The 17,045-nt window shown below is 64.1% G+C and carries 15 protein-coding genes; 5 read left to right on the top strand and 10 right to left on the bottom strand.

Going from position 1 to position 17,045, the window contains the following annotated elements; all coding sequences use genetic code 11:
- Window positions 1–47: 47 nt before the first annotated feature.
- From cysK to tyrS, 4 genes are all read right to left on the bottom strand, one after another.
- Complete coding sequence (cysK, locus tag D2V04_RS05345) at window positions 48–968, bottom strand: cysteine synthase A (RefSeq protein ID WP_119512249.1); 921 nt, start codon at window positions 966–968, stop codon at window positions 48–50.
- The gene (locus tag D2V04_RS05340) at window positions 965–2,269 is read right to left on the bottom strand and encodes an MFS transporter (RefSeq protein WP_119512248.1); all 1,305 of its coding nucleotides are present in this window, start codon (window positions 2,267–2,269) and stop codon (window positions 965–967) included. The genes cysK and D2V04_RS05340 overlap by 4 nt, the downstream gene beginning before the upstream one ends.
- Before the next feature lie 70 nt (window positions 2,270–2,339).
- The gene (locus tag D2V04_RS05335; protein WP_182849670.1) at window positions 2,340–2,678 is read right to left on the bottom strand and encodes a PilZ domain-containing protein; all 339 of its coding nucleotides are present in this window, start codon (window positions 2,676–2,678) and stop codon (window positions 2,340–2,342) included.
- Between the two features lie 115 nt (window positions 2,679–2,793).
- Entirely contained in the window at window positions 2,794–4,020 is a 1,227-nt protein-coding gene (tyrS, locus tag D2V04_RS05330) for a tyrosine--tRNA ligase (RefSeq protein ID WP_119512246.1), read from the bottom strand.
- Window positions 4,021–4,064: 44 nt separating this feature from the next.
- On the opposite strand from tyrS, the gene D2V04_RS05325 reads away from it, so the two are divergent.
- The 3 genes from D2V04_RS05325 (at window position 4,065) to D2V04_RS05315 (ending at window position 7,179) form a co-directional block, all read left to right on the top strand.
- Complete coding sequence (locus D2V04_RS05325) at window positions 4,065–4,607, top strand: DOMON-like domain-containing protein (RefSeq protein ID WP_119512245.1); 543 nt, start codon at window positions 4,065–4,067, stop codon at window positions 4,605–4,607.
- Window positions 4,604–5,803, top strand: a complete 1,200-nt coding sequence (locus D2V04_RS05320) for an exo-beta-N-acetylmuramidase NamZ family protein (protein ID WP_119512244.1) — start codon at window positions 4,604–4,606, stop codon at window positions 5,801–5,803. Before D2V04_RS05325 ends, D2V04_RS05320 begins: the two co-directional genes overlap by 4 nt.
- 80 nt (window positions 5,804–5,883) lie before the next feature.
- Entirely contained in the window at window positions 5,884–7,179 is a 1,296-nt protein-coding gene (locus D2V04_RS05315) for a spinster family MFS transporter (RefSeq protein ID WP_119512243.1), read from the top strand.
- Here D2V04_RS05315 and D2V04_RS05310 read toward each other — a convergent pair.
- Complete coding sequence (locus tag D2V04_RS05310; protein WP_119512242.1) at window positions 7,176–8,015, bottom strand: DUF817 domain-containing protein; 840 nt, start codon at window positions 8,013–8,015, stop codon at window positions 7,176–7,178. The genes D2V04_RS05315 and D2V04_RS05310 overlap by 4 nt on opposite strands.
- Before the next feature lie 4 nt (window positions 8,016–8,019).
- A complete protein-coding gene (locus tag D2V04_RS05305) occupies window positions 8,020–9,201 on the bottom strand; it encodes a vWA domain-containing protein (RefSeq protein ID WP_119512241.1) in 1,182 nt (393 codons plus the stop codon).
- A 127-nt stretch (window positions 9,202–9,328) separates the two neighbouring features.
- Here D2V04_RS05305 and D2V04_RS05300 point away from each other — a divergent pair, with 127 nt between their 5' ends.
- Entirely contained in the window at window positions 9,329–10,729 is a 1,401-nt protein-coding gene (locus D2V04_RS05300) for a methyl-accepting chemotaxis protein (protein WP_119512240.1), read from the top strand.
- Between the two features lie 7 nt (window positions 10,730–10,736).
- Here D2V04_RS05300 and D2V04_RS05295 read toward each other — a convergent pair whose 3' ends face one another.
- Entirely contained in the window at window positions 10,737–11,585 is an 849-nt protein-coding gene (locus D2V04_RS05295) for an AAA family ATPase (protein WP_119512239.1), read from the bottom strand.
- Between the two features lie 64 nt (window positions 11,586–11,649).
- Window positions 11,650–12,936 carry a serine hydrolase gene (locus D2V04_RS05290; RefSeq protein ID WP_119512238.1) on the bottom strand — a complete coding sequence of 429 codons (1,287 nt, stop codon included), beginning with the start codon at window positions 12,934–12,936 and terminating at the stop codon, window positions 11,650–11,652.
- Window positions 12,937–13,060: 124 nt separating this feature from the next.
- On the opposite strand from D2V04_RS05290, the gene D2V04_RS05285 reads away from it, so the two are divergent.
- Window positions 13,061–13,849 carry an alpha/beta hydrolase family protein gene (locus tag D2V04_RS05285; protein WP_119512237.1) on the top strand — a complete coding sequence of 263 codons (789 nt, stop codon included), beginning with the start codon at window positions 13,061–13,063 and terminating at the stop codon, window positions 13,847–13,849.
- Here the strand turns inward: D2V04_RS05285 and D2V04_RS05280 are convergent.
- Together D2V04_RS05280 and parE are read right to left on the bottom strand one after the other, a co-directional pair.
- The gene (locus tag D2V04_RS05280; RefSeq protein ID WP_147391773.1) at window positions 13,846–14,943 is read right to left on the bottom strand and encodes a DUF5694 domain-containing protein; all 1,098 of its coding nucleotides are present in this window, start codon (window positions 14,941–14,943) and stop codon (window positions 13,846–13,848) included. The genes D2V04_RS05285 and D2V04_RS05280 overlap by 4 nt on opposite strands.
- A gap of 67 nt (window positions 14,944–15,010) precedes the next feature.
- Window positions 15,011–16,987, bottom strand: coding sequence for a DNA topoisomerase IV subunit B (gene parE, locus D2V04_RS05275; RefSeq protein ID WP_119512235.1), 1,977 nt, complete (start codon window positions 16,985–16,987; stop codon window positions 15,011–15,013).
- Window positions 16,988–17,045: the final 58 nt, after the last annotated feature.

Here is a 17,045-nt window from a genome sequence, read left to right as displayed (position 1 = left end):
GAGCGAGGGGCAGAAGAGCGTGAGTCCGGCTCCGTACCCGGAGGAGCTTACTCCTCCGGCAGGAAATCAGGCACCGAGAGATAACGTTCGCCGGTGTCGTAGTTGAAGCCGAGGACGCGGGCGCCCGTATCGAGTTCAGGCAGCTTCTGCGCGATCGCGGCGAGAGTCGCGCCGCTGGATATACCGACCAGCAGCCCTTCCTCTCGCGCGCAGCGGCGAGCCATTTCCCTGGCATCGTCGGCCGAAACCTGGATCGCGCCGTCGATCGCCTGAGTATGCAGGTTCCCCGGAATAAAGCCCGCTCCGATGCCTTGGATCGGATGCGGCCCAGGCTGGCCACCCGAAATAACGGGCGAGAGTTCGGGCTCCACGGCGTAGGCCTTCATTCCGCTCCAGCGCTGCTTCAGTTCTTCGGCACAGCCGGTGAGATGGCCCCCGGTTCCAACCCCGGTAACGAGCACGTCGACCGGGCTGTCCGCGAAATCTTCGAGAATTTCTTTCGCGGTAGTGGCGACGTGAACCTTCCAATTCGCCTCGTTGTCGAACTGGCTCGGGATCCAAGCGCCTTCGGTTTCCGCCGCCAGTTCGCTCGCGCGCTCGATCGCGCCTTTCATGCCCTTTTCCTTGGGGGTGAGATCGAACTTCGCGCCGTAGGCCAGCATCAGGCGGCGGCGCTCGATGCTCATGCTCTCCGGCATGACGAGGATTAGTTCATATCCCTTGACCGCGGCGACCATCGCGAGGCCGATGCCAGTGTTGCCGCTGGTCGGCTCGATGATCGTGCCGCCCGGCTTGAGCGCGCCGGATTTCTCGGCATCCTCAACCATGGCGAGCGCGATGCGGTCCTTGATCGAACCGCCGGGGTTGGCCCGCTCGCTCTTCACCCAGACCTCATGGTCGGGGAACATGCGCGCGAGGCGAATGTGCGGCGTGCGGCCGATCGTTTCGAGGACGCTGGCAGCTTTCATGGGATGTGCTCCTGCAACTTTTCTTCCGGTGTATGATCGTCCAATTCTTCGGGCGGGTCAAAGGTCCGGGTCGTGCGCAGGACCGGGAATATCTTCGCCCACAGCGCAACGGTGACGATCGCGCCGATCCCGCCGCTCACCACGGCGAGCACCGGGCCGATCAGCCACGCAAGCGTGCCGGAGAAGAAGTCGCCGAATTCATTGGAGGCGGAGATCGTCAGCAGTGAAACCGAAGATACCCGGCCGCGCTTGTCGTCGGGCGTGTGCAGCTGGATCAGCGACTGGCGGATATAGACCGAGAACATATCCGCCGCGCCGACGATGAACAGCATCGCGAGGCTGAGCGGCATCCAGGTCGAGACGCCGAAGATCACGGTCGCAAGGCCGAAAATCGCGACCGCGAACAGCATTTTGGGTCCGACATTGCTTTTCAGCGGGCGGAACGAGAACCACAGAGCGGTGAGCGCGGCCCCGGTCGCAGGTGCCATGGCGAGCTGCGCCAGGCCGGTCTCGCCGACCTTGAGGATATCGCGGGCATAGACCGGGAAGAGCGCGGTCGCACCGGCCAGGAACACTGCAAACAGATCGAGCGTGATGGCGCCGAGCACCATCTTGTTGCGCACAACGTAGTGCAGCCCGTCGATCATCTGCCCGATCGGGCGCGTCGCCCCGGGGATCGGCGGTTGCGGTACTTTGCCGATGGTGCTGAGCGCCACTATGGAGATCATGAGCAACCCGGCCGCGACGGCATAGGGAAGAGCCGGAACGATGGCGTAGAAATATCCGCCGATCGCGGGACCGACGATCATCCCGGTCTGCCAGGCGATCGAGCTCAGCGCGATCGCGTTGGGCAGGATGGCCTTGGGCACGAGGTTCGGCGCGAGCGCGGAAAGCGCAGGACCGTTGAAGGCGCGCACCACGCCGAGCACCACGGCAATCGAGAACAGCCAGTGCAGCCGCACTGCCTCGTTCCACGTGAGCAGTGCCAGCGTCGCGGCGCAGGCAAGTTGGAGCACTATCGTCAGCCGCGCGAGGTTGCGCCTGTCGAACCGGTCGGCCGCCAGGCCGGAAAACGGCGTCAGCAGGAACAGCGGAACGAACTGCAGCAGACCAATCAGCGCCAGCTGGCCCGATGCGCCGGCGACGCTCATTCCTGCGTCGCGCGCGATGTTATAGGTTTGCCACCCGATGATGAGCATCATCGCGTATTGCGCCAGCGTCATCGTCAGACGCGCTACCCAGTAGGCGCGAAAATTGGCGATGCGGAAGGGGGATCGTGGTTCGCTCACGAGCGAGCCCATGGCATTGCACGCGGGGCAAGCCAAGCAATCAGATCGAGCAATTGGAGAAGCGGCGCTTGCCGCAGGTCGCTCAGCGCCGGCGGCGCAGGCGCGGATTGGGCTGGAGCGTGTCGATCAGGCTCATGAAGTCGTCGAGCCGAATGATGCGTTCGAACTGGAAACCAGCGCGCGTGTCGCGGGTCCAGATCACATAAGCTTCGATCAGGCCGATCACAGGCAGGCGAATCATCAAGCGGTCGCCGCGAGCGAGATCCTGGGCATCGTCGACCATGAAGCCATGCGACGAAATGTTGCAGATATGAAGCGGCATGTCGCCGCGAACCTGATGTTCGGCAATTACCGGATGATCCACCGGATGGCGCGCCGCGCGGCGCATATCGGTAACACTGAGATTCGCTCCAGCAGACACTGACGACAACCCTTTGTTCTCCTTGTGCGGTCGTCCCTAGTGTTCTCAAAAACCTGACAATTGGTAAAGCGAGCGGTCGTTCAATCTATACCGAAACCGGAACGGTGCGTCGCGATCAGCGGGTCAGTACGCCGTGCTTCTTCTTGCCCAGGCTGAGCCGCACTTCCTGCCCCTCGGCGGGCAGAACGAGCTGTGCCGGATCGGTCACCGCTTCGCCATCGAGCTTGACCGCACCTTCGGCGATCTTGCGTTTCGCTTCGCCGTTGGAGGCGGTGAAGCCGATGGCGGTCAGCACCGCACCGATCCGCATGCCTTCGGTGCCGAGTGCGAGCGTGGGGAGATCTTCGCCCGAGCCGCCGGCGAAGGTTTCCGCCGCGGTCGCCTCGGCTGAGCGCGCCGCTTCCTCCCCTCGCACCAGTCCTGTCACCTCATTCGCGAGCACGACCTTGGCGGCATTGATTTTGCTCCCCTCGAGCGCCTCGAGCCGCGCGATCTCCTCGAGTGGAAGATCTGTGAAAAGCCGGAGGAAGCGCCCGACGTCGCGATCGTCGACATTGCGCCAGTATTGCCAGAAATCGTAGGCGGGCAGTTGCTCCTCGTTGAGCCACACCGCGCCGCCTGCCGTCTTGCCCATCTTCGCCCCATCGGCCGTGGTCAGCAGTGGCGTGGTGAGGCCGAAGAGCTCCGTGCCGTCCATTCGGCGGCCCAGCTCGACGCCATTGACGATGTTCCCCCACTGGTCGCTGCCGCCCATCTGCAGCCGCGCGCCCATCTCCTGAGCCAGGTGCCGGAAATCGTAACCCTGGAGGATCATGTAGTTGAATTCGAGGAAGGTCATCGGCTGCTCACGCTCGAGCCGCAGGCGCACCGAGTCGAACGTCAGCATCCGGTTGACGGTGAAGTGGGTGCCAACCTTCTGCAACATCTCGATATAACCGAGCTGGCCGAGCCAGTCCTGGTTGTCGACCATCACCGCGTCGGTCGGGCCGTCGCCGAAGACGAGCAGCTTTTCGAACACCTTGCGGATGCCGGCAACGTTCGCGGCGATCGCCTCGTCGGTCAGCATCTTGCGGCTTTCGTCGCGGCCCGTTGGATCGCCGATCCGCGTGGTGCCGCCACCCATCAGCACGATCGGCTTGTGGCCGGTCTGCTGCATGCGGCGCAGCATCATGATTTGCACGAGGCTGCCGACGTGGAGTGAGGGTGCGGTGGCATCGAACCCGATATACCCCGGCACGACCTGCCGCGCGGCGAGGGCGTCCAGACCCTTCGCGTCGGTCGCCTGATGGACATAGCCGCGCTCGTCGAGCACGCGCAGCAATTCGGATTCGTACGTCGTCATGGGGCCCTCTGATGCGGGGCGGCGCGTAGCACGAGGAGTACCGCTTGCAAACGCATGAACTCATCGCCCATCCGGCCTTTCCGCCGCTGGCCGTGACCCGGGTCGAGGCGCGAATCCTCACCGCAGATCGCGAGTGGCTGCGGTTGCGCTGGCGGATCGAGGGGATCGGCAAGCTGGTCGTCCCACCCTTCGCCGGCCGTGGCCGTGCGGACGAGCTGTGGCGGACCACCTGTTTCGAACTGTTCCTGAGGCCCGAGGGCGGCACGGCCTACTGCGAGATCAATCTCTCACCCTCGGAGCGATGGGCGGCCTACGATTTCACCGGCTACCGCGAGGGGATGAGCGAGCGCCCGTTCCCGCGCGAGCCGGACTGCGCAATGCGCCTGGGCAGCGCGATGGCGATTTTCGACGCCACCGTGCCGCGTGCCGGGCTTCCCAGCACCGAGTGCACAGCCGGGCTCTCCGCGGTTATCGAGGAACAGGGCGACGTGAAGAGCTACTGGGCGATCGCCCATCCGGAGCGCGGACCCGATTTCCACGACGACGCTTGCTTCGCAGCCAGGCTTGCGGCACCCGCACCGGCATGAAATTCGGCATCGACCGGCTGTTGGCCAACCCCGACCTGAGGAAGCCGCTCGAGGGGCGGCGTGTGGCGCTCGTTGCCCATCCGGCGTCTGTCACCGAGAATCTCACGCACAGTCTCGACGCGCTGATTGGCGCGGGGGTCAACGTGACCAGTGCTTTTGGTCCGCAGCACGGGCTGAAGGGCGACAAGCAGGACAACATGGTCGAAACCGCGGACGAGACCGATCCGCGCTACGGCATTCCGGTGTTCAGCCTCTACGGCGAGGTGCGCCGCCCGACGCCTGAGATGATGGCAAGCGCCGACGTGTTTTTGTTCGATTTGCAGGACCTCGGCTGCCGGATCTACACCTTCGTCACCACGCTGCTCTACCTGCTTGAGGAAGCGGCGAAGCACGGCAAGAGCGTGTGGGTGCTCGACCGGCCCAATCCGGCCGGGCGCCCGGTCGAAGGCACACTGCTGGTGCCGGGTCAGGAGAGCTTCGTCGGCGCCGCGCCGATGCCGATGCGCCACGGGCTGACGCTGGGTGAAATGGGCCACTGGTTCGTGCGGCATTTCGGTCTCGATGTCGATTATCGCGTAATCGAAATGGACGGGTGGCAACCCCGCGGGTCGGGGCATGGCTGGCCACCCGAGCGCGTGTGGATCAATCCGAGCCCCAATGCCGCGAACGTGAACATGGCACGCGCCTATGCCGGGACGGTCATGCTCGAAGGCACGACGCTGAGCGAGGGGAGGGGGACGACGCGGCCGCTCGAGGTCCTGTTCGGCGCGCCGGATATCGATGCGAGTGCTGTTCTCTCCGAGATGGAGCGACTTGCACCTGATTGGCTGGCCGGCTGTGCCCTGCGCGAATGCTGGTTCGAGCCGACCTTCCACAAGCACGCCGGCAAGCTCTGCAATGCGCTGATGATTCATGCCGAAGGGCCGTTCTATGCGCACGACGCGTTCCGCCCGTGGCGTCTGCAGGCGCTCGCCTTCAAGGCGATCCGTCGACTTTACCCCGACTACGACCTCTGGCGCGACTTCCCTTACGAGTACGAACTGGAACGCCTCGCGATCGACGTGATCAACGGCGGCCCCGCCTTGCGCGAATGGGTCGACGATCCGTCGGCTCGCCCCGAGGACTTCGACCGGCTCGCTGATGCGGACGAGGCGCAATGGCGGAAAGAGATCGCACCCATTCTTCTATATTCGTGATTCACGCTTGACGAAGCGCCCGGTATAAAGAAGGTTCGGCTCTCGCGACGGGCATACCCGCGCTTCGGAGAGGGTCGAATATGGCATCAGCAGCACAGGCTGAGAAGAACACGTCGCGCTCGGTACGCGTGACGCTCTGGATCCTGCTGACCGTCTACATCTTCAATTTTATCGATCGCCAGATCGTCAATATTCTGGCGGAACCGATCGCGATCGATCTCGGCCTCAGCGACACGCAGATCGGTTTGATGACGGGTCTCGCATTCGCGTTGTTTTACACCGCGCTCGGACTGCCGATTGCGCGTTATGCCGACCGGCCGACGACCAACCGTCCGCGGCTGATCGCGATCGCACTCGCCACTTGGTCCGCGATGACTGCGCTGTGCGGCATGGCCAACAACTTCGTGCAGCTCCTGCTGGCGCGGATCGGCGTGGGCGTGGGCGAGGCCGGATGTACACCGCCGGCGCATTCCCTGATCAGCGATATCGTTCCGCCCGAACGGCGCAGCTCGGCGCTCGCGTTCTACGCTCTCGGCATTCCCGTCGGCACGCTGCTTGGCATGATGATCGGCGGCTTCCTCGCCGATCTGGTCGGATGGCGCACGGCTTTCCTGATCGTCGGGCTGCCGGGAGTCATGCTGGCCTTGGTGGTTCATTTCGTGCTGCGCGAGCCGCGGCAGCAGATTGCCGGAACCATGCAGGAAAGTGCATCCAGCGGAGAGGCGTTATCGACTTGGACTGCGGTGCGCATGGTGATGGGATCGAAGGCATTCCTCTTCCTGCTCGCGGCGAGCTCGACCGCGGCCTTCCTTGCTTACGGCAAGGTGACCTGGACGACGATCTTCTTCCAGCGCACGCATGAGCTGTCGCCCGGCGAGGTGGGGTTCTGGTTCGGTGTGGTGAACGGCGCGGCGGGCATATTCGGCACTTGGCTCGGAGGTTACGTTGCGGACAAGTTCGGTTCGAAGGACCGGCGCCACGTATTGACCGCGCCCGCGATCGGAATGGCGATTGCAGTGCCGTTCGCGTTCTTCGCCTATCAATCGACCAACTGGCTCGTGGCGCTTCTGCTCCTCGTCGTCCCGACGATCTGCAACTCGCTCTACTACGGCCCGACCTATTCCGCCGCACAAGGTCTCGTGCCGGTGCGCGCTCGCGCGATTGCAGCGGCGATGGTGCTCTTCTTCCAGAACCTCATCGGGCTGGGCCTGGGGCCGCTGTTCTTCGGTATGCTGTCCGACCTTCTGCAGCCGGCTTACGGAGAAGAAAGCGTGCGCTACGTGCTCTACGGCGCAGCGTTCCTGGGCCTTCTTCCGGCGTTCTTCTTCTGGCGCTGCAGTCTGAGGCTCAATGCGGAGCTCGACCGGAAAGGTTAGGTCTTGTCGGTCGGCCGTACAGGCTGCACCAGCGCGACCAGCACGAAGCTGATCAGCATCAGAAGATACCAGCTTCCGAGCTTTGCGGGCGAGACCATCTCCCACCCGTCCTCTTGCCCTGGATAGTGCCAAGCGTTGGCGAACGTGGCGATGTTCTCGGCGAACCAGATGAACAGCGCCACGAGACCGAAACCGAGCAGCAAGGGCATCCAGCGGTGCACCTGCCAGTTGCGGAAATGAATCCGCGTTCGCCAGAAGAGCAGGGCCGTCGCGGCGAACAGCAGATAGCGGATGTCGACCGTCCAGTGGTGCGCGAAGAAGTTGACGTAGATCGCCGCCGCCAGCAGCCATGTTGTCCAGTGGGGGGGATAATGGCTGAAGCGAAAGTCGAATATCCGCCACACGCGCGCAATGTAGCTGCCGACGGCGGCGTACATGAACCCCGAGAACAGCGGCACCGCGCCGATATGCAGCATGCTGGCTTCGGGATAGACCCATGATCCGGCTGCGGTCTTGAACAGTTCCATCACCGTGCCGACAACGTGGAAGATCAGGATCACCGATGCCTCGCGCGGCGTTTCAAGACGAAGGGCCAGCAGCGCAAGCTGGATACCGATCGCCGCCAGCGTGAGGAAATCATAGCGATGGAGCGGCGCATCGTCCGGGTAGAAGAGATGCGTCCCCAGAAGCAGCGCGAGCAGCAGGGCGCCGAACAGGCAGGCCCAGGCCTGCTTGAAGCCGAACAGCAGGAACTCGTAGAGCCAGAGGCGCCAACCCGTGCCCGGATCGAACGTCTCGAGACGGCGGCGGACCGCCTCGAAGCGAGTGTGTCTCAAACGCCTAGCCCTGCTTGCGGCTCAGTTCGCGCATGGCATCGTCGAGCCCGTCGAGAGTGAGCGGATACATGCGGTCGTTCACGAGCTGCTTCATCAGCTTGGTCGACTGCGAATAGCCCCACTGCTTCTCCGACACCGGATTAAGCCAGACGGTCGCAGGGTAGGTGTTGGCGACCCGCTGCATCCACACCGCGCCGGCTTCCTCGTTCATATGCTCGACGCTGCCGCCTGGGTGGGTAATTTCGTAGGGACTCATCGCCGCATCGCCGACGAAGATCACTTTGTAGTCGTGGCCATACTTGTGGAGCACGTCCCAGGTCTTGGTCCGCTCCTGCCAACGGCGGCGATTGTCCTTCCACACCCCTTCGTAGAGGCAGTTGTGGAAGTAGAAGAACTCCAGGTTCTTGAACTCGCTCGTGGCCGCGCTGAACAGTTCCTCGCAGAGCTTGATGAACGGATCCATCGATCCGCCGACATCGAGGAAAAGCAGCAGCTTCACCGCATTGTGCCGTTCCGGCCGCATGCGAATATCGAGCCAGCCTTGCTTCGCGGTCCCTTCGATCGTGGCATCCAGATCGAGCTCGTCCGCAGCCCCTTCGCGCGCGAACCGACGCAGACGGCGCAGTGCCATCTTGATGTTGCGGGTGCCGAGCTCCTTCGTATTGTCGAGGTTCCTGAATTCGCGCTTGTCCCACACCTTGATCGCGCGCTTGTGCTTGCTCTCGCCGCCGATCCGCACGCCTTCCGGGTTGTAGCCCGAGTTACCGAACGGAGAGGTGCCCCCCGTGCCGATCCACTTGTTACCGCTCTGGTGGCGCTTTTCCTGCTCCTCGAGCCGCTTCTTGAGCGTCTCCATGATCTCGTCCCAGTCGCCCAGGGACTTGATCTTTTCCATCTCCTCGGGGGTGAGGAATTTCTCCGCGACCGCCTTGAGCCAATCTTCCGGAATGTCGGTCGGATTCTGCCCGTAATCGGTCAGGATGCCTTTGAAGACTTTCTGGAATACCTGGTCGAAGCGGTCGAGCAGGCCTTCATCCTTCACGAACGTCGCCCGCGAGAGATAATAGAACGCCTCGGGCGTCTGCTCGATCACGTCCCGGTCGAGCGCCTCGAGCAGCGTAAGGTGCTCCTTGAAGCTTGCCGGTATTCCCGCGGCGCGCAGCTCGTCGACGAAGTTGAAGAACATGGGCGTGTCCTATCCGCTCCGCGGCCCTACCGCCAGTGTGACGTTGCGTAAGCCATCGGCGCTTAAACGTTCGCTAACCATGGAGCGGTATGTCCTGCGCCACCAAGCGTTGGGGAGAACGATTTCCATGGAAGAGCTCAAGATCGGCACCGACACGAATGAGCCGATCAACCGCATTCCGGAAAGCTGCGGCGAAGTCACCGTCGGCTGCACCGACGTTGCGGGCATCGTCGAAGCGGTGATCAAATCCTCCGAGACCCTCCGCGCCGAGCACACCGCCCTGCGCGGTACGGTCGAGGAACTGGAGGAGGATCAGCGCAAGGTCTCGCAGGCGAGCGACGAGGCGCGCATGCTTTCCGAGCGCGCGATCGACCGCCTGGGGCAGGGCACCGATCTGATCCAGTCCTCCCTTGGTCAGATCACCGACCTGCTCGAACTGGTCGACACGCTCACCCAGCATGTGACGGGCTTCGCGGCCGCGATGGATCAGGTGCGGCGCTGCTCGCAGGATATCGAGCAGATCGCCGAGACCACGAATATCCTCGCTCTCAACGCCACGATCGAAGCGATGCGCGCAGGCGATGCAGGCCGCACCTTCGCCGTCGTCGCGAACGAGGTGAAGAGCCTCGCCGGCGACACCCGCCGCGCGACCGAGGAGATCGCGCGGACGATCGATACGCTCGGCGGCGAGGCCAACTCCGTCATCGCGCAGATCGAAAGCGGCGCAGAGGCGAGCAAGGAAGCCAAGGCCTCGGTCTTCCAGATCGAGCAGACGATCCAGGGCGTCGCCGAACTGGTCGAGGAAGTCGATCGCCAAAACGACGAGATCGCCCGCGCGACGGGCACCATCAGCGGGCACGTAGGGCGGGTCCAGCGTGTGCTCGACAACTTTGACGCCGCGGCGATCGAAAACGAAAACAAGCTCCAGAGCGCTCATCGCCGCATGGTCGATCTCGAGATGACAGCGAGCGAGATGTTCGATTCGATCGTCAAGGCCGGCCTCTCACCGCAGGACAGCGCTATGGTCGAACGTGCGCAAGAGAACGCGCGCGAGGCCCAGCGCATAGCGGAAGAAGCGATCGCAGCCGGCAACTTGAACCCGGAGCAGTTGTTCGATCAAGATTATTGCGAGATCGAAAACAGCAATCCCAAACGCTTCCGCACTTCGCTGATGGATTGGGCCCACGAAAACTGGCGCGCCTTGCTCGATAGCGCGGAGGAAGGGGACGCCGCGGTCATGGGCGCCGCCTGCACCGACATGAACGGCTATCTCCCAACGCATCTGACCAAGCATTCACAGGCCCCGACCGGCGACCTGGCCCACGACACCCACTCATGCCGCAACGGCCGCATCATCTTCGACCCGATCGACCAGAAGGCCAAGCGCAGCAGCGACCCGTACATGATGGCGGTCTATCGCCAGGAAGGCGACGGCAAGACCTACCGCGTGGTGCGCAACGTCTACGTCCCGATCTACATCGCCGGCCGCCGCTGGGGCGACTTCGAACTGGCCTACAGCTTCGATTGAACCACCGCTACGACTGCCGGCGGGCCATGAACGCCAGTCGCTCGAACAGCATGACGTCCTGCTCGTTCTTGAGCAATGCGCCGTGGAGCGGGGGGATGGCGGTGTTGGGGTTGGAGTCCTGCAGGACGTCCAGCGGCATGTCCTCGTTCAGCAGCAGCTTGAGCCAGTCGAGCAGTTCGCTGGTCGAGGGCTTTTTCTTCAGGCCGGGCACGTCGCGGATTTCGTAGAAAATCTCCATCGCCTTGGTGACGAGGGTTTTCTGGATGCCGGGGAAGTGGACCTCGATGATCTCGCGCATCGTGTCACGGTCGGGAAACTTGATGTAGTGGAAGAAGCAGCGGCGCAGGAAGGCGTCGGGTAGCTCCTTCTCGTTGTTCGATGTGATGACGACGATCGGTCGCTCCTTCGCCGCGATACGCTCCTGCGTCTCGTAGACGTCAAAGCTCATCCGATCGAGTTCCTGCAGCAGGTCGTTGGGGAACTCGATGTCGGCCTTGTCGATCTCGTCGATCAGCAGGACGGGAAGCTCGGGCGCAGTGAACGCTTCCCACAGCTTGCCGCGCTTGATGTAGTTGCGGATGTCGTGGACGCGCTCTTCGCCAAGTTGGCCGTCGCGCAGGCGAGCGACGGCGTCGTACTCGTAGAGGCCCTGGTGTGCCTTGGTGGTGGACTTCACGTTCCACTCGATCAGCGGCGCATCGATCGCCTTGGCCACCTCGTGCGCGAGCACCGTCTTGCCCGTGCCCGGCTCGCCTTTGACCAGCAGGGGGCGGCGCAGGGTAACGGCGGCGTTGACCGCCACCTTCAGGTCCTCGGTCGCGATGTAGGAGCTCGTGCCTTCGAAGCGCTGGGTCATTCGGTTTCCTCTTGCCACTTTACGTTCGCGTTAAGCGGCGAGGTCCGCAGGGGCAAGGGAAAGATCACTGCGACAGCGATAGAATGCGCTGAGCCAGGAGCTCGAAGGCAGCCGGCTCTACCGGCGCATCGGGATTGTTCCAGCTCATCGTAAGGATGCGCCACTCGCCGGCCTTGTCTTGCAGAAGCCAGGTGAGATTGAGCACGCCCGGCTCCGAACCGCCCTTGTAACCGATGTAGGACCAGTCGGCGCGCTTTGGCTCCGGCACTGCGGGCGTTACCGCCATGATTTCGCGCGCAGTCGGATCCTCGAGTGCAGCGATGCGGCGCAGCAAGGCGGCGAGATCGTGCCCGCTGGCGAACCATTCGAGGCTGTCGATCGCGGTGGGCTGCGTGAAAGTCGGCTTGACGATCTTGTCGGGGTTGCCCGTGATCTCGCTCGCGAAAGCTTCGAGCAAGCGTGTCTGCTCGTTCTCGCTTGCAGCTGCGTAGGCCTGCCCGCGATCGAGATCGCCTTTGAGGCCGAACAGTTCGAGCGTGCTCAGGAAAGGCAGGGTCTTGTCCGGCGCGGAATGGCCGCTGGCTCGCAGCTCCTCCGCCACGGCATCGCGCCCGACGATCGCGAGCAATTGATCGGTCGCTGTGTTGTCGCTGATCGAAATCATCAGCGTTGCCAGCGTGTGGAGCGTCACCGGCGCGCCGTGGGGCCAATTCTGCATAACGCCGCTCGGCAGCGAATGCCGATCAAGCAGAACGACCTCATCCCACGAGTGCTCGCCTGCCGCAATCTGCCGCGCGAGGGCAGAGAGGATATAGAGCTTGAACGTGGATCCGATCGCGAACTGCCGCTCGTCGTTCACCGACAGGATGGGCGTGGCACGCTCTGCAAGCGGAGCATAGTAAACGCTTGCCTCGCCAGGGAGCGCCGCGATGTCGGCCCCGATCTTCTCCGCGCTGTCGTCGATCGGCTCGAACTGGTTGATCAGCAGCCCGGCGACCAGTCCGCTCGCGTCGAGCTGCATCGTTCCCCGAGCGATCGCCCGCTCGAACCGCAGTGACACGATGGCCCTATCCGGTCCCTGTGGTTCGATGCCTTCCAGCCCCTGGAGCGCGCCAAACTGCGCCGAAAGCTGCCGATGCAGAGCCTCGAGCTGCGCTTCCGGCACCGCTGCCAGGAAGCTTGGCGAGAAAACCTCGGCAGGAAGCCGCTCGCCCCGCAGCACGGCGACGACGCCCTCCGCGCTGGCTTCGAGCGAACTGGGCGCGGTATCCTCCTGTGTTTCCGGCCCCTGCGCGGCGAGTTCGACGGGGACCGCGGCGAGGGCAAGCGCTAGGGCGATCGGGCGTAGCATCGTGGCATTCTCCTCGGCAGCAGGTTCTATCGGTCGCAGGACAACCCCGCAATTCGGGACCGGCCCGGAGCTTCCTCCGAACGCGCCCGCGTTGCTAAGGGCTTGTGTCACAGAAGGAGAGCCGATGCCTGCCGAACGCCAGACGATCCCCACTAGCCGAGGCTACGGCCTTGCGAGCTCGCTCGAACTGCCTGCAGGACCGGCGTGGGGAGCGGCAGTCTTCGCCCACTGCTTCACATGCACGCAGCAGAGCAAGGCGGCGGTGGAGATCACGCGCAGGCTTGCCCGTGCGGGAATCGCGAGCTTGCGGTTCGATTTCACAGGCCTTGGCAAAAGCGAGGGCGAGTTCGGCCGCGCGGGTTTTGCGATAGACGTCGCCGATCTGGTCGACGCGGGGCGGTTCATGATCGGGCGTTGCGGTGGACCGCTGCTGCTCGTCGGGCACAGTCTTGGGGGAGCGGCGGTGCTGGCTGCGGCCGACGATCTCGGTTTCGATGCCATCGCCGGCATCGCCACGATCGGCGCACCGGCGGATGTTTCGCATGTGCTCGAACGGATCGAGGGCGATCTCGAAGCCATCCGCACAACGGGTGAGGGCGATGTCTCGATCGGCGGACGCGCGTTCAGGCTGGCGCGCGAATTCCTAGAGCGGATCGAGCATATCGATCTCCTCGCCGAAGTCGCCCGGCTGCGCGTGCCGCTCCTGTTCATGCATTCGCCCACCGACAATCTCGTCAGCGTAGAGAATGCCGGTGCGCTGTTCGCTGCGGCCATGCACCCGAAGAGCTTCGTCAGCCTTGAGGGCGCCGGCCACCTTCTGCTGGACGGCGACGATGCCGCCTATGCGGCCGGAATCATCGCCGCCTGGGCCAGCAGGTATCTCGGTGAAGGCGAGTTTCCGCCGGGTCGCTAGCGTAGCACTTCCGCGACATTGGCCAGGCGCATCTCGCTCAGCATGTCGAGATAGCGCTCGTAATACGGCTTGTGCGACGCGCCCACGATCGCGAGCACGCGGATGCCCGGATGCGGCCCCGCGGCTTCGCGGATGTTCGCGACCATGCGGAGATTTCGTGTCTCCCAGTACGCCAGATAGCGGCGGCCCACGCGGGCAACGCCCCTATCGCCCGCCGCAGCGCCGAAGTCGCCGCGGACCACCAGTTCAGCCGTCTCGAGCGAGTTGTAGTCGATATAGGAGTTGATCACCGTAGCGGGTGAGGGCGTGCTGCTCAGCCGTGCGACCCAGTCGTCTCCGAGCTTGCGGTTCGCTTTGGCCCATTCGTTGTCCCAGATGCGCGGCATCGCCTCGGCAAAGGCATCGGTATCGGGGCCGCTGGCGCGGTCGCCGGTATGGTCGTCCACCAAATGCACGCGTTCGAGACCCAATCTCGCCGCAAGCCGGGCGCCGACGACGTAGTTCTCGTTGAGCCGAGCCCGCGGCGCGAGCGCCTTGGCGAGTTCCTCGGTAAGAACTGCATCGGCGCGGCGCTCCTCCGCAGGAAGGCGAAGCCACTGCACCATTGCGGAAGCGCGATCTCCCGCGGCCAGGAAGAGTGCCGCCAAGCGCCGTCGCTCTGCGGGAAGACGCTGTTCCACGGCCTCCGCCAGAATCTGCTCGATGGATGCCTCGGCTCCCGCCTGGTCGAGCCCGAGCGCCTTGCGCGCAGGCTCGGCGTCAAAGCAATAGGCATCGGCCGTTCCGTCGTAGGCGAACGCAAATTCGCGAAGGTAATCGCACTGGGCGCCGCCGATGCCTTCAAGCGCGATCAGTTGCGGCTGCCACGCCGCCAGCTTGTCGAGCAGGGGATCGAATAGCGACGGGTCGGTCCCTTCGGGGAGGGTCGAGAGGTGCGGCGTGCCCAGTACGAGCACTTCGGTCTTCGGCTCGCGAACCGCCGCGTCCGCGATCACGACTGCCTGCGCCGCACGTGTTGGCTCGGCCCTCGCCGTGCCCGGAATCGTCATCGCCAGGACGGTGAGGCATGAAAGGGCGGCAAGACGAGCAGACATCACGAGCTCCTGAAGTGAAGTAGTGTATTACCTCACTACTTCACTCGAAACTCCGCGGCAAGTCGGCTCAGGCGTCTATCAGTTCTCGGTCGAATTCGCCTGCGCGATTCTGGATGAAGTTGAAGCGGTGCTCGGGATTGCGACCCATGAGCTGGTCCACCAGTTCCTTCACCGCGTGCCGCTGCTCGTGCTCGGCGGGCAGGGTGATGCGGATCAGGCTGCGCGATGCCGGGTTCATCGTCGTTTCGCGGAGCTGCTGCGGATTCATCTCGCCGAGGCCCTTGAAGCGCCCGACTTCGACTTTCTTGCCCTTGAACACCGTCGCCTCGAGTTCGGCCCGGTGTGCGTCGTCGCGGGCGTAAACGCTCTCCTTGCCTGCAGTGAGACGGTAGAGCGGCGGCTGGGCGAGGAACAGGTGCCCGCGGCGGACGACCTCGGGCATTTCCTGGAAGAAGAATGTCATCAGCAGGGTCGCGATATGCGCGCCATCGACATCCGCGTCGGTCATGATGACGATGCGGTCGTAGCGGAGCGCCTCCGGGTCGCAATCCTTGCGCGTACCGCAGCCGAGTGCGAGGATCAGGTCGGCGATCTCGCTATTGGCGCGGATCTTGTCGGCGCTGGCGGAAGCGACGTTGAGGATCTTGCCGCGGATCGGCAGGATCGCCTGCGTCTTGCGGTTGCGCGCCTGTTTGGCGCTGCCGCCGGCGCTGTCGCCCTCGACGATGAACAGCTCGGTCTCGCCGTCGCCTTCACCCGAGCAATCCGTCAGCTTACCGGGCAGGCGCAGCTTCTTGGCATTGGTTGCGGTCTTGCGCTTGACCTCGCGTTCCGCCTTGCGGCGCAGGCGCTCGTCCATCCGCTCCATCACCGCGCCGAGCAGCGCTCGTCCGCGCTCCATGTTGTCGGCGAGGAAATGGTCGAAGTGGTCGCGCACCGCGTTCTCGACTAGGCGTGCGGCTTCGGGGCTGGTCAGCCGATCCTTGGTCTGGCTCTGGAACTGCGGGTCGCGGATGAAGACGCTGAGCATGACCTCGGCGCCGGTCATCACGTCATCCGCCGATAGATCCTTCGCCTTCTTCTGCCCGGTCAATTCGCCGAACGCGCGCAGACTCTTCGTCAGCGCGGCGCGCAGGCCCTGCTCGTGCGTGCCGCCATCGGGGGTGGGCACGGTGTTGCAGTACCAGCTCCCGGCGCCGTCGGACCAGAGCGGCCAGGCGATCGCCCATTCGACGCGACCCTGCTCGTCCGGGAACTCCTGCGTTCCCGTGAAAGGGCGGGAGGTGACGCACTCGCGCTCGCTGATCTGCTCGGCAAGGTGATCGGCGAGGCCACCGGGAAATTTGAACACCGCCTCCGCGGGCACATCGTCGCTTGCGAGCGAGGCGGCGCACTTCCAGCGAATCTCGACCCCGGCGAAGAGATAGGCCTTGGAGCGGGCGAGCTTAAACAGCCGCTTGGGGCTGAACTTGCGGTCGCCGAAGATCTCGGTGTCGGGCGTGAAGCTGACGGTGGTGCCGCGGCGGTTGGGGGTAGGGCCTAGTTCCTGCAGCGGCCCCAGCGTTTCTCCGCGTGCAAACTCCTGCGCGTAGAGCTGCCGGTCGCGTGCCACCTCGATCCGCGTGTGGCTGGACAGCGCGTTCACCACCGAAACGCCGACACCGTGCAGGCCGCCGCTGGTGGCATAGGCCTTGCCCGAGAACTTGCCCCCCGAGTGCAGCATGGAAAGGATCACTTCGAGCGTCGATTTGCCCGGAAACTTGGGGTGCTCGGCCACCGGCATCCCGCGGCCGTTGTCCGTGATCGTCAGGCGATTGCCTTCCTCCAGACTGACTTCGATCCGCGTAGCATGACCCGCGACGGCCTCGTCCATCGCGTTGTCGAGCACTTCGGCGGCGAGGTGGTGTAGGGCACGGTCGTCGGTTCCGCCGATGTACATGCCCGGCCGGCGGCGTACCGGCTCGAGCCCTTCGAGCACCTCGATCGAAGAAGCATCATAGTCACCGCTCGATGCGGGCGTGTTCGCGAACAGGTCGTCGGGCATGGTTCGGCCTATAGGCCGCGATTTCGCGCGGCTTCAAGCGGGCGGTGGCGCGTTATCG

Source organism: Pelagerythrobacter aerophilus, from assembly GCF_003581645.1.
GTDB lineage: Bacteria > Pseudomonadota > Alphaproteobacteria > Sphingomonadales > Sphingomonadaceae > Pelagerythrobacter > Pelagerythrobacter aerophilus.
The sequence above is the reverse complement of the archived record's forward strand: the minus strand, read 5'-3'. Positions and strand labels throughout refer to the sequence as shown.

Coding starts and splice junctions, on each gene's coding strand:
- cysK (WP_119512249.1), bottom strand. CDS start 968: ATGAAAGCTGCCAGCGTCCTCGAAACGATCGGCCGCACGCCGCACATT.
- D2V04_RS05340 (WP_119512248.1), bottom strand. CDS start 2,269: ATGGGCTCGCTCGTGAGCGAACCACGATCCCCCTTCCGCATCGCCAAT.
- tyrS (WP_119512246.1), bottom strand. CDS start 4,020: ATGACGACGTACGAATCCGAATTGCTGCGCGTGCTCGACGAGCGCGGC.
- D2V04_RS05320 (WP_119512244.1), top strand. CDS start 4,604: ATGAAATTCGGCATCGACCGGCTGTTGGCCAACCCCGACCTGAGGAAG.
- D2V04_RS05315 (WP_119512243.1), top strand. CDS start 5,884: ATGGCATCAGCAGCACAGGCTGAGAAGAACACGTCGCGCTCGGTACGC.
- D2V04_RS05305 (WP_119512241.1), bottom strand. CDS start 9,201: ATGTTCTTCAACTTCGTCGACGAGCTGCGCGCCGCGGGAATACCGGCA.
- D2V04_RS05300 (WP_119512240.1), top strand. CDS start 9,329: ATGGAAGAGCTCAAGATCGGCACCGACACGAATGAGCCGATCAACCGC.
- D2V04_RS05295 (WP_119512239.1), bottom strand. CDS start 11,585: ATGACCCAGCGCTTCGAAGGCACGAGCTCCTACATCGCGACCGAGGAC.
- D2V04_RS05290 (WP_119512238.1), bottom strand. CDS start 12,936: ATGCTACGCCCGATCGCCCTAGCGCTTGCCCTCGCCGCGGTCCCCGTC.
- D2V04_RS05285 (WP_119512237.1), top strand. CDS start 13,061: ATGCCTGCCGAACGCCAGACGATCCCCACTAGCCGAGGCTACGGCCTT.
- D2V04_RS05280 (WP_147391773.1), bottom strand. CDS start 14,943: ATGTCTGCTCGTCTTGCCGCCCTTTCATGCCTCACCGTCCTGGCGATG.
- parE (WP_119512235.1), bottom strand. CDS start 16,987: ATGCCCGACGACCTGTTCGCGAACACGCCCGCATCGAGCGGTGACTAT.